General features: G+C 63.0%; 8 protein-coding genes and 1 pseudogene. 7 read left to right on the forward strand and 2 right to left on the reverse strand.

The window, feature by feature from the left end:
* The 3 genes from FNA46_RS13090 to exoR all read left to right on the forward strand — a co-directional run.
* Positions 1-1,774 (forward strand): valine--tRNA ligase (locus FNA46_RS13090; protein WP_143125652.1); only part of this gene is annotated, 1,774 nt, incomplete at its 5' end.
* Positions 1,775-2,126: 352 nt separating this feature from the next.
* The gene (locus tag FNA46_RS13100; protein WP_143125653.1) at positions 2,127-3,359 is read left to right on the forward strand and encodes an OmpP1/FadL family transporter; all 1,233 of its coding nucleotides are present in this window, start codon (positions 2,127-2,129) and stop codon (positions 3,357-3,359) included.
* Positions 3,360-3,907: 548 nt separating this feature from the next.
* Positions 3,908-4,711 (forward strand): exopolysaccharide production regulator ExoR, encoded by an 804-nt coding sequence (exoR, locus tag FNA46_RS13105; protein WP_143125654.1) that lies wholly within the window; start codon positions 3,908-3,910, stop codon positions 4,709-4,711.
* Between the two features lie 77 nt (positions 4,712-4,788).
* On the opposite strand, the gene xth is transcribed toward exoR, so the two are convergent.
* Both xth and erpA read right to left on the reverse strand, forming a co-directional pair.
* Complete coding sequence (gene xth, locus FNA46_RS13110; protein WP_143125655.1) at positions 4,789-5,580, reverse strand: exodeoxyribonuclease III; 792 nt, start codon at positions 5,578-5,580, stop codon at positions 4,789-4,791.
* 72 nt (positions 5,581-5,652) lie between these two features.
* The gene (gene erpA / locus FNA46_RS13115) at positions 5,653-5,985 is read right to left on the reverse strand and encodes an iron-sulfur cluster insertion protein ErpA (RefSeq protein WP_143125656.1); all 333 of its coding nucleotides are present in this window, start codon (positions 5,983-5,985) and stop codon (positions 5,653-5,655) included.
* A 146-nt stretch (positions 5,986-6,131) separates the two neighbouring features.
* Between erpA and FNA46_RS13120 the strand changes: the two genes are divergently transcribed.
* From FNA46_RS13120 to FNA46_RS26380, 4 genes and pseudogenes are all read left to right on the forward strand, one after another.
* Positions 6,132-7,349: a deoxyguanosinetriphosphate triphosphohydrolase gene (locus tag FNA46_RS13120; protein ID WP_143125657.1), complete on the forward strand. Its 1,218-nt coding sequence runs from the start codon at positions 6,132-6,134 to the stop codon at positions 7,347-7,349.
* A gap of 63 nt (positions 7,350-7,412) precedes the next feature.
* The gene (gene argS, locus FNA46_RS13125) at positions 7,413-9,170 is read left to right on the forward strand and encodes an arginine--tRNA ligase (RefSeq protein WP_143125658.1); all 1,758 of its coding nucleotides are present in this window, start codon (positions 7,413-7,415) and stop codon (positions 9,168-9,170) included.
* A 68-nt stretch (positions 9,171-9,238) separates the two neighbouring features.
* Positions 9,239-12,361 (forward strand): SPOR domain-containing protein, encoded by a 3,123-nt coding sequence (locus FNA46_RS13130; protein ID WP_143125659.1) that lies wholly within the window; start codon positions 9,239-9,241, stop codon positions 12,359-12,361.
* Between the two features lie 139 nt (positions 12,362-12,500).
* A pseudogene (locus FNA46_RS26380) lies at positions 12,501-12,632 on the forward strand (beta-hexosaminidase); the annotation flags it as partial.

Here is a 12,632-nt window from a genome sequence, read left to right on the forward strand (position 1 = left end):
CGTTGCCTTCCGCATCCTTGACGGTGACGGCAAGGATGCGGAAGGCAACGACGTTCCCTACGTCGAGAACAAGAAGATCATGCAGCCGTTCGGCGACCGCTCCAACGTGGTCATCGAGCCGATGCTGACCGACCAGTGGTTCGTCGATGCCAAGACGCTTGCCGAACCTGCCATGGCGTCTGTCCGCGAGGGCCGCACGAACTTCGTGCCGAAGAACTGGGACAAGACCTATTTCGAGTGGATGGAAAACATCCAGCCCTGGTGCATTTCCCGCCAGCTGTGGTGGGGGCACCAGATCCCGGCCTGGTACGGTCCGGATGGTCAGGTGTTTGTCGAAAAGACCGAGGAAGAGGCGCTCGACGCCGCCATCCAGCATTATCTGGCGCATGAAGGTCCGTGGAAGGCCTGGGTGCAGGAGAAGCTCGAAAACTTCGAGCCCGGCGCCATCCTGACCCGCGACGAGGACGTGCTCGATACCTGGTTCTCGTCCGCGCTCTGGCCCTTCTCGACGCTTGGCTGGCCGGACAAGACGCCGGAACTCGCCCGCTACTACCCGACCAATGTTCTGGTCACCGGTTTCGACATCATCTTCTTCTGGGTGGCCCGCATGATGATGATGGGCCTTCACTTCATGAAGGACGAGGACGGCAATCCCGTCGAGCCCTTCAGCACCGTCTATGTGCATGCGCTGGTCCGCGACAAGAACGGTCAGAAGATGTCGAAGTCCAAGGGCAACGTCATCGATCCGCTGGAACTCATCGACGAATACGGCGCTGACGCGCTACGCTTCACGCTTGCCATCATGGCGGCACAGGGGCGTGATGTGAAGCTCGACCCGGCCCGCATTGCCGGCTATCGCAATTTCGGCACCAAGCTGTGGAACGCCACCCGCTTTGCCGAAATGAATGGCGTGAAGCGCGACCCGAATTTTGTGCCGGAAGCCACGACGCAGACCGTCAACCGCTGGATCCTGACCGAACTGTCGGCCACGATTGCCGATGTCACTGGCGCCATCCAGAGCCAGCGCTTCAACGATGCGGCCGCCAGCCTCTATCGTTTCGTCTGGAATCAGGTCTGCGACTGGTATCTGGAACTCTTGAAGCCGATCTTCTCCGGTGAGGACGAGGTGGCCAAGGCGGAAGCCCAGGCCTGCGTCGCCTATGTTCTGGAAGAGACCTACAAGCTGCTGCATCCCTTCATGCCCTTCATGACGGAAGAGCTGTGGGCGCACACCGCAAGCCGCGATACGCTGCTCTGCCACGCGGACTGGCCGGCCGCAGGCTTTGCCGACGAGGCGGCCGCCGCCGAGATCAACTGGCTGGTCGATCTCGTTTCCGGCCTGCGCTCCGCACGCTCGGAAATGAACGTGCCGCCGTCCGCCAAGGCACCGCTGATCGTGGTCGGTGCCACGGCGCTGACCGAAGGTCGCCTGCAGCGCCATGATGCGGCGATCAAGCGGCTGGCACGCGTTGAAACCATCGAACTGGCCGAGACCGCGCCGCGCGGCGCTGCCCAGGTGGTCATCGGCGAGGCGACCGCCTGCCTGCCGCTTGGCAGCCTGATCGATCTCGGCGCCGAACGTGCCCGCATCGAAAAGGCGCTCGGCAAGGTGGACGCCGATATCGACCGCGGCCGCAAGAAGCTCGGCAACGAGAAGTTCGTCGCCAATGCCGATCCCGAGGTGGTGGCGGCCGAGCGGGAGCGTCTGGCAGAGCTCGAGGTGCAGCGCGCCAGCCTGGCAACAGCACTTCAGCGGATCAATGAGGCCGGCTGAGCCAGCCTGCCCCGCGTGGATCTGATTTGCGGCCCCGCTGGCCTTGCTGGCGGGGCCGCCGGCGTTTTAAAGCTGCGAAAAGGTTGCGCGAGAGCCTGGTGCCGTTGGATTGCGGCAGTTGTAGCGCTTCGGCAACAGATGGCTTGAAACCGAGAACTGGATTCTATCAAGTCCTGTATGATGCGGGCATCTTAGAAAAAAATACGTGCGACTCGGTGTATCCAGTACGTGGATCAGAAACTTACGTAAATCTGTATGGGGGAGTGCTGCGGTGCGGCATGCTGAACGAAAGTTGTCTTTTAATCCCAAATATTTAGGCTTCGAGTCAGTTTGGCATGGGAGTGGGAGGAACATGACAAGAAAAATCGTTTTCAAGGGCATCCTGGCGGCTGCCACGCTGGTGACACTGCACAGCGGTGCGCAGGCCGGAGGTCTGGAGCGCGGGGGCTACAACATCGATCTCCTGTTCGATCCGTCGACGGTGGCGATCGAGTCGACCACGACCTATGTCGCCCCCCAGCGCAAGCTGAAGAATGCCAGAGACAACAATCCTCTGGACGGAACGGGCTCGAACGGTATCGGCGGCGGTTCGACAACTGCCGATGATACGGAAGGCTACTGGGCGCCGCGGATCGGCATCAAGGGCGCCATCGGCGATTCAGTGGATTGCATGTTCGATTATTCCCAGCCCTGGGGTGCGCATGCCAAGCCGGGCCGCAACTGGGTCGGTGCGAACAACAACACCGAAACGAAGATCGAGAGCGACAACTATGCCGCGACCTGTTCCTATCGTTTCGATGTCGGTCCGGGCCAGTTGCGTCTGATCGGCGGTGCCTTCTATCAGGAAGTTTCCGGCTTCAAGGAGCGGCTGGTGGCTCCCGCAGGTTTCTCCGGTGTTCTCGGGAACGGCATCGGCCGGCTGGATCTGGAAGGGAATGGCTGGGGCTGGCGGACAGGCGTCGCCTACGAAATCCCGGAATATGCGCTCCGGGCAAGCCTCGTCTACAACAGCGAGGTCAATCTCGACAACATCACCGGCACCGTCAATCTGAGTCAGGTCAATGGCGCGGTGATTCCCGTTTATGGATCTCAGAAGACGCCCGATAGCCTTGAGCTCAAGCTGCAGAGCGGCATTGCGCCGGATTGGCTCGCCTTCGGGTCCGTGAAGTGGACAGACTGGAGCCAGTTGCAGAAGATTCCATTCTGTGCTGTCGGCACGAGTTCGTGTTCGCTGTCGAATGCGGTGACCTCGCTGGAACTGGGTTATCGCGACGGCTGGACCATCACGGGCGGGATCGGCCACAAGTTCAACGAACAGTGGAGCGGGGCCGTCAGCATCACCTGGGATCGCGGTACATCCCAGGGCTTCGGAACGCAGACCGATACCTGGCTTCTGGGCGCAGGCGTTGGCTATCAGCCGAGCAAGAATGTGGAGATCCGCCTGTCCGGGGCCATCGGCATTCTGACCGGGGGCTCGTCCGGGTCGGTCACGCTGGATGGGGTCAGCTATGGCGGCGATGTCTCCTACAGCTTCAAGGACGATCTCGTCGCGGCCGTGTCGACCTCGCTCAAGGTCCGCTTCTGATCGTTCATCGGGATGCGTTAGGGTCCGGCCGGTGGCCGGGCCTTTTTCACGTCTGGACAACCCCTGGTCGGTTCGTCTTTTGTGACGATTTGGCAACATGTTCCTGCCACAGTTGTCCGCAGTATTGTCCCGCGACCTTCTGTCTATTTCCCGCCACAAAGCAGGCGCAGCCATAGGGTCCGAAAGACGGGCGGACCTGCGGGGGCGGGGGCGCAAATCGGAGTATTATGGGCGAATTCTTCAGTGAAATGGCACGGATGCACCGGACGGATACTTCCGTCACCGGATACACGCATTTGCCGCATTCCCGCACGGATTCGGGTCGTAGTATTGCCGAAAAGGCCTTCTATCCTTCGCACATCGCAAGCGGCCTGGCCGATTGCTTTCCATGCAAACCGGTCCCGCCTGTACCGGCGTCATTGATCACGTGTGCGGAGTAGGTGCATGACCCCAGTTGAGAGTGTTGTCCGTCGCGATCCGGCTGATATCGAAAGCGCAATGCCCACTGTCCCACACCTAAACATCGGCATGGTTAAGGAAGTCTGAACATGCCGCTGCCTCTCCTGCGCTCCCTCAGCCTTCTGGCCGTCGGACTGACCCTGGTGACAGGGGGCAGCCAGCAGGCCTTTGCCTTCGACATCAAATCCGGCGTCACCAAGGAATCGGGCCCTTTCGATCTCTTCAAGTTCGGTTTCAAGGCCTACAAGAATGGCCAGAAGGCGGATGCCGTCGAGGCCTATAAATATGCGGCGGAAAAGGGCCATACCGGGTCGCGCTGGGCGCTTGCCAACATGTATGCCGATGGCGACGGCGTGACGCAGAACGATTTCGAAGCGTTCAAGATCTACAGCGAGATTGCCAGCCAGGGGGTCGAGCCGGGCTCCGAGGACACCGGTTTCTTCGTCAATGCGCTGCTGGCTCTCGCCAATTACTACCGCCACGGCATTCCCGGCACGCCGGTGAAGATCGATCTGTCGCAGGCCCGCCAGCTCTATTTCCAGGCCGCCTCCACCTTCGGGGTGCCGGAAGCGCAGTTCCAGCTCGCCAAGATGATCATGGCCGGCGAGGGCGGTGCGCCGAATGTGCAACAGGCGAAGAAGTGGCTGAACCAGGCCCGCAAGAGCGGTCATCCCGGTGCCATGGCCGTGTTCGGCAATCTCCTGTTCCAGGAAGGTCAGACAGTGCGCGGGCTTGCCTTCATGACAGCCGCGCTCGACCGCTGCAACAAGAGCGATTGTCCCTGGATGGAGGACCTGCAGGAGGATGCCTTCTCGCTGTCCACCGAGCGGGACCGCCGCAGCGCCATTGCACTCTCCCAGCAGTTTGCCCAGGGCGGGGACGACGGCGGCTGATCGCTACATCATCCACCGACGCTGCTGCAGTGCGGTGCCGTTATTCGGCCGGTTCGTAAATTTCGGGTCAGGCGGTATCAGGCACCGAAGGTGAAGTGACCGATGACGGGCACATGATCCGACGGCTTTTCCCAGGCCCGCACATGTTTTTCGATCGCCGTGGAGGTCAGCCGGTCCGCGGCTTCCGGCGACAGCAGCAGATGATCGATGCGAATGCCGTTGTTCTTCTGCCAGGCGCCGGCCTGGTAATCCCAGAAGGTATAAAGTTTCGTCTGGTCCGTCGTCGCCCGGACGGCGTCGGTCAGGCCGAGATCTTCGAGGCGCCGAAAGGCGGCACGCGTCTGCGGCAGGAACAATGCATCGGTTTCCCAGGCGCGCGGATCGAAGCAGTCGTGCGGTTCCGGAATCACGTTGTAATCGCCGGCCAGAATGAGTGGCTCCTCCAGCAGGAGGCGAGCCTCAGCATGGCGCCGCAGCCGTTCCATCCAGGAAAGCTTGTAGGGGTATTTCACCGGGTCATCGGACGGATTGCCGTTCGGCAGATAGATGGAGGCGATCCGCAGCACGCCGGAAGGAACCGAAAACACCGCTTCGATATAGCGCGCCTGCTCGTCGCTCTCGTCGCCGGGAAGCCCGCGCAGAACCTCGTCGGGCTTCAACTTGGAAAGAATGGCAACGCCGTTGAAACCCTTCTGCCCGTGGGTTTCGACATGATAGCCGAGCGCCTCGATCTCCAGACGCGGAAAGCCCTCGTCCACCGACTTGATTTCCTGCAGGCACACGATGTCGGGCGCGCTGTCGCTCAGCCACTGGCGGAGATTGTCGATGCGCGCCTTGACGCCGTTGATGTTCCAGGTGGCGATCTTCATGGGCTAAGGATCCTTGTGTCGGTTCCTTTTACCGCATGGGACGTCCATGGGAAGCGGCAAAAGCCGTTCTCCTCAGATGGAGAAGCTCGTGCCGCAGCCGCAGCTTGCAACCGCATTGGGGTTCTTGATCTGGAAGGACTGGCCGAGCAGATTGTCGACGAAGTCGATCTCCGAGCCGGCCATGTAGACGAGCGACAGGCTGTCGATCAGCACCTTGGCCTCGCCTTTTGAAATCACCAGATCGTCCTCGGCCGGGGCGTCGGCGAGATCGAACTTGTAGGAAAAGCCCGAACAGCCGCCGCCTTCCACGGAGACGCGCAGGGCCTGCTTGCCAGCGTCCGCGCCGACGATCTCGGCGATCCGCTTTGCGGCCGATTCGGACAGGGTTACGGAATTTTCGGTCATTGCTCTGCCTTTCTGCCGGGTTCAAGGCCCGGAGATTGCTGTCATCGGCTTTGCGCCAATCCTGCTCTATAGGTATGAAGGGTTCGAACGGGCGTCAATGGGGTCGGCACCGGGCAGGCAGGCTTGAAGGCAGGGCAGGGATGAGCATGAGCATCGACACACGCACACTCGGATTCGGCTCCGGCGAAAGGGCGCCCTATGCGGCCGATCCCTGGTCGTCGCGCGGTCGTCTCGTGCCGGAAGGTTCGAGCCTGACCCGCTCCGAATTCCAGCGCGATCGCGACCGCATCGTTCACACCACGGCCTTTCGCCGTCTGAAGCACAAGACACAGGTTTTCATCGGCGTCGATGGCGATCACTACCGCACGCGGCTCACCCATACCATCGAGGTGGCGCAGATCGCCCGGGCGCTCGCCCGCGCGCTGAAGATCGACGAGGATCTGGCGGAGGGTGTGGCATTGGTCCACGATTTCGGCCATACGCCTTTCGGCCATACCGGCGAGGATGCGCTGCACGAGTGCCTGGCGCCCTATGGTGGCTTCGACCACAATGCGCAGTCGCTGCGCATCGTCACCAAGCTGGAGCGCCGCTATGCGGAGTTCGACGGCATCAACCTCACCTGGGAGAGCCTGGAAGGGTTGGTGAAGCACAATGGCCCGCTGATGGACGCCAACGGCGTCGGCACGCGCGGCCCGGTGCCGCAGCCGATCCTCGACTACTGCGAGATCAACGACCTGGAGCTTGCGAGCTTCGCGAGTCTGGAGGCTCAGGTGGCGGCGATCGCCGACGATATCGCCTACAACACCCACGACATCGATGATGGCCTGCGCTCCGGCTACCTCACCTTCGAGATGCTGGAGGACGTTCCCTTCCTCTCCGGCATGATGGCGGAGGTTCGGGCAAAATATCCGGTCCTTGAGCCGGCACGTTTCGCAAACGAGATCATGCGTCGGCAGATCACCCACATGGTCGAGGACGTGATCGGCGTGGCGCAGGCACGGCTTGATGCGCTGCGGCCGGAAAGTGCTGGCGATATCCGCGCCGCTGACCGCGCCATTGCCACCTTCTCCGACGAAATGGCCGAGACGGACAGGCAGATCAAGAAGCTGCTCTTCTCCCGCATCTACCGCCATCCGGAGATCATGCGCATCCGCGCCGGCGCGGCGCAGATCGTCACGGATCTGTTCGCAGCCTATATGGCCGACCCGTCGCAAATGCAGAGCCATTACTGGGTCAGCCACATTGCGGGCCTTGGCGAGGCCGCGCGTGCGCGCCACGTTGGCGACTATCTGGCCGGCATGACGGACACCTATGCGGTCAAGGCTCACCGCCGGATGTTTGACCATACCCCCGATTTGGGCTAGGCACCCGGCAAGACAAGTTTGAGGTGGCCCGATGGAGGGCTGCCCATTGCGCGGATGCAGCCCATGAACCTTTTCGCCGATTTCGAAGTCCGGATCAAAACCGCTCTGGAAGGCCTCGACATCATCCGGGAGAAGCGCGACAGCGTCGATTTCAGCCGCCTCACGGTCGAATCGCCGCGCGACCCCAGCCATGGCGACGTCGCGACAAATGCCGCCATGGTGCTCGCCAAGCCGCTCGGCACCAATCCGCGCGCGCTGGCCGACGTGATTGCCGCGAAGCTGAAGGAAGATGCCGACGTGGTGGAGGTGACCGTTGCCGGTCCTGGCTTCATCAACCTGCGCCTGTCGACCGGCTACTGGCAGCGCCTGCTGGCTGCGATGATTCGCGCCGGTACCGATTACGGCCGCTCCGTCACCGGCGCCGGCAAGAAGGTGAATGTCGAATTCGTGTCGGCCAATCCGACCGGTCCGATGCATGTCGGCCATTGCCGCGGAGCAGTGGTGGGCGATGCACTCGCCAACCTCATGGGCTTTGCCGGCTATGAGGTCACCAAGGAATATTACATCAACGATGCCGGCTCGCAGATCGACGTTCTCGCGCGTTCCTGCTTCCTGCGGTACCGCGAAGCGCTGGGCGAGGAGGTCGGCGAAATTCCGGCCGGTCTCTATCCCGGCGACTATCTGGTACCGGTCGGTCAGGCGCTTGCGAAGGAATTTGGCACGCGGCTGCACAACATGCCGCCGGAAGACTGGATGCCGCTCGTCAAGGAGCGGGCGATCGAGGCGATGATGGCGATGATCCGCGAGGATCTCGACGCGTTGAACGTGCATCACGACGTGTTCTATTCCGAGCGGACACTGCATGCCGATGGCGCAGCGCGCATCCGCCAGGCGATCAACGATCTCACCTTCAAGGGCCATGTCTATCGCGGCACGCTGCCGCCGCCGAAGGGCCAGCTGCCGGAAGATTGGGAGGATCGCGAGCAGACCCTGTTCCGTTCCACCGAAGTGGGTGACGATATCGACCGTCCGCTGATCAAATCGGATGGCAGCTACACCTATTTCGCCGCCGACGTTGCCTATTTCAAGGACAAGTTCGAGCGCGGCTATGACGAGATGATCTATGTGCTCGGCGCCGACCATGGCGGCTATGTAAAGCGGCTGGAAGCTGTGGCACGCGCCGTCTCCGGCGGTTCGGCCAAGCTCACGGTTCTGCTTTGCCAGCTCGTCAAGCTGTTCCGCAATGGCGAGCCGGTGAAGATGTCGAAGCGCTCCGGCGATTTCGTCACGCTACGCGAGGTGGTGGACGAGGTCGGTCGCGATCCCGTGCGCTTCATGATGCTCTACCGGAAGAATTCCGAGCCGCTGGATTTCGACTTCGCCAAGGTGACCGAGCAGTCCAAGGACAATCCGGTGTTCTACGTGCAGTATGCGCATGCCCGCTGCATGTCCGTGTTCCGGCAGGCGCGGGACGCTTTTCCCGATCTCGACCTCGAATCGGTCGACTTCGCCGAGGCCGCTTCCGAGATCACGGATCCGGCAGAAATGCAGCTGATCGCCAAGCTGGCCGAATATCCCCGCCTGATCGAGGCTTCCGCCCAGTCTCAGGAGCCGCATCGGCTTGCATTTTACCTTTATGATCTGGCAAGCTCCTTCCATGCGCATTGGAATAAGGGCAAGGACAATCCGGAGTTACGGTTTGTTAAGGATAACGACCGAAAATCCACCATTGCCAGACTTGGGTTGGTGCGCGCCGTCGCGTCCGTCTTGAAATCGGGGCTTGCCATCACCGGCACGGCTGCACCCGACGAGATGCGATAACATCGCCACCATTTTCCCACAAAGCGCTGGCAGGTGCTTTTGTTAGCGTTAGGTGAGTGGACGAGGGAATGGCAGACAACAGCGTTGCACCTGGCCGTATGAGCGGACCGGACTTTTTTGCCGATGACGATCCGCTGGCGGAGCTTGCCCGCATCGCTGGGTATGACGAGCGGCCGGAGCCGCGTGGCTCTTCGCGTCGTGAGCCGGCCTTCAATCTCGAAGACGAACTTCTGCGGGAGTTCGAAAGCTACGATTCGCCAAGGCTCGATCCCGTCGGCGATTTTTCGCTGACGCCGGAGCCGGCCTTCGAGCCCCAGGGGCCTGTCGAGCCGGCCGTGCCGCTGCATGAGATGCGGCGCGTTGATGATCGCCGTGTGCCGCACCCCGCCGATCCCTTTGCCGAACCTGACCCGTTCACGACCGGTTTTGCGGCACATCACGACGTTGCCCGTGTTGATGATCTGATCCGTCCCGACCGCGCTCCCGAGCCTGCTGCGCGACGGGATGTCGATGCGTCGCCTGTGTCGTCTGTCGATGTGCCGTCGTTCGATGCGCCTGAGGCCTACGCTGCCTTCGGTTTCGGTCGCGACGATGCGGCTTTTACGCAGGGTTCTGCGCCGGCGCCTGCCCTTGTCGAGCCCGAGCAATCGTCTGCGCGCACCGTCGCCGTGGCACCGGCACCCGCGATGGAGCCGGATTTCGAGCTGGACCTGATCTCGGAACTGGAAACGTCGCTTGCGCCCGTCTCCCCGGCGCTGGCCGGTCGCAAGACCCATACCCGCCCGCCGGCCAAGGCCTATGAGCCGGGCTTTCGCATGCCGCTGACCAATTTCGTGCGTGCCGCCGAGCCGGTGCGCGAACCGGTGGCAACGGCCGTGCGCGACACTCCCCTTGCTGTCGACCCCTTCGCGGACGCGGACCCCCTGACGGTGCGTCCCGAGCCGGTGCCGGCGCGCTCCCCGGCACGCATGCCAATGGAGGATACCTATCTTCCGGCCGCGGCGGAAAGCCGTGTTACGGCTGCCGAACCCGAACCCGAACTTGAGCTGGACGAGATCGAGATGCCGGATCTTCCGGCTGTCGCTGCGCGCTTTTCGCCCCGGGACGAGGCGCCGGTCGAGATCGAGCGTGATCTCCGCGCTCCTCCGCCTCCTGCGGCAGGTGCCGCCCAGCCGGTGCGCGAGGAGGTTTCGGCCGACCTGATGCATGATGCCGATTTCGAATTGAGTCTCGACGATCTCGACCTTGATCTCGATTTCTCCGACATTCTGCCTTTTGACGACCGCGCGTCCGCGACGGCTGCGGCCCAGCCTGCAGCAGATCGTGTTGCAGCCGTTGCAGCCCCGCTCGAAGCGCGCCCCGTGGCGCCGCGCGTAGATGAACCGGTTGCGCCGGTCGATGCCCGTCCCGCGCCTGCGGTTCACGCTCCGTCTGTCGCCACCGGCTCGGTCAGCGCATCCGCTGCTCGTGTGGTTGCGGCGCCCGCGCCGCGTCCAGCGCCCGAGGTGTCAACGCTCGGTCCTGCCATTCCGGCGTTCCTGATGAACTCCCGCTCGGCTGCGACCGTTGCCGAGCCCGAGCCCCGCAAGGCGGCCGGTGCCGAGGTGGAAGATGTATCCGCTGGCGCTGATCCCTTCGATCCGGCGCTGTTTGCCGAAACCGACGACGTGATCGAGACTGTTCCGGAACTCGATGTGCCGGATCTGACGCCGCACGAGCCGGAGCAGCAGGCGCCTGCTCATTCGGATTTCGATCTGCATCTCGATTCGGAGCTGGCGACGCTTATCGATCAGCCCGCGCGTCCGAAGAGCCATGAAGCGCCGCGCTCGCGGGCAACGGCAACCGTTGCCACCGCTGCCACGACCACGAGCCAGCCGGCTGCTGCCGTGGCTCCCGCGCCGAAGCAGGAATTGTCCGGCCGCGAGTTCGAGGACTTCGAGCGCGCCCTCGAAGAGGATTTCCGCCGGGCGATGGCCCAGTCCATCCAGCCGGCGGCATCGGAGGACGACGAGGATGACGAGCCTTACGACGTCTATCCTGCAGACGCCCGCCGCCGCACGCCGCGCTGGCTTCTGCCGGCGTCGGCTGCCGGCCTTCTGGTGATCGTCGGCGTGTCCGGCTATGCCTGGTTTGCGAGCGATACCCGTAAGCTCGGGGGCGACGGTGCGCCCGTCATCATCGCTGCGGATACCGATGCGGTGAAGGTCGCCCCGGAAAATCCGGGCGGCAAAACCGTGCCGAACCAAGACAAGGCCGTCTATGACCGCGTTGCCAGCGGTGCCATGCATGATCCCAAGCAGTCTTCTCTGATCTCGTCCGAAGAGCAGCCGATGGATGTCGTGCAGAAGACCCTGATGCCCGACAATCTACCGCTGCAGGGCGAGGAAGAGGCTGCCGATGCCGCGCCCGCCGCCACGGCGACGGCCGATACGCAGGATCCGCGCCTTCTGCCGCAGCAGCACGGCAAGCCCGGTGAGCAGGCTGGTGCCAATGGCGACCAGCTGGCCGTCATGCCGCGCCGCGTGAAGACCATGATCGTGCGCCCGGACGGCACGCTCGTCGAGCAGGTGACCGACGTTCCCGCTCAGCCTGCTGCAGCAAAGACGGCTGCCGCATCGCATTCGACCGATCCGACAACGTCCGCATCTGTGCCGGCCATCGCGCAGCCGCAGCCCGGTGCTGCAACCGACATGGCGGGTGTTGACGTTGCCAAGACGACCACGTTGACCGGAACGGCCCAGGCACCGGCGGCTGCTCAGGCTCCGGCAGGCGTGCCGCAGCCCGGAATGCCGGTTCCGACGGCTCGTCCTTCCGTGCAGCCGGTCAATGTGGTGGCCTCGGTCAACGATCAGGCCGCCGCACGTCAGGCGGCTGCACCGCAGGCGCAGGCTGCCGTCGCACAGCCGGCTGCAACGCCCGCAGCTGCCTCGGCGGGAGTGCCTGGTGGCGGCTACTACATCCAGATCGCATCGCTGCCGAGCGAGGCGGATGCGCAGAAGTCCTACCGCAATCTGTCTTCCAAATATGCGAGCCTGCTGGGCGGGCGGGCGCATGACATCGCGCGCGCCGACGTGCCGGGCAAGGGCACCTTCTTCCGTGTTCGTGTGGCCGCCGGTGCGTCGCGCGACGAGGCGGCGGCGCTCTGCGAAAGCTATCGCGCAGCCGGTGGGACCTGCCTGATTGCCCGCTGATCGCCGCAGCGGCGTCAGAGGGAAGCTGCGAGAACGATATCGAAACGGGGCCCTGGTGCCCCGTTTTTCTTGAGCAAGAATGCGTGGATGATGAAGGTGTCTCAGCCATCAGTCAGCCGTCGAGGGGAACAATAGAGCCATGAACCAAGCCAACACCCAGTCCAAAGCGATGATCCTCGGCTGCGCCGGCCAGACGCTGAGCGCCGATGAAAAGGCGTTTTATCGCGACGAGCGGCCCTGGGGTTTCATCCTGTTTGCCCGCAATTGCGGG

Origin of the sequence: Affinirhizobium straminoryzae (genome assembly GCF_007004135.1) — a bacterium.
Taxonomy (GTDB): Bacteria; Pseudomonadota; Alphaproteobacteria; order Rhizobiales; family Rhizobiaceae; genus Neorhizobium; species Neorhizobium straminoryzae.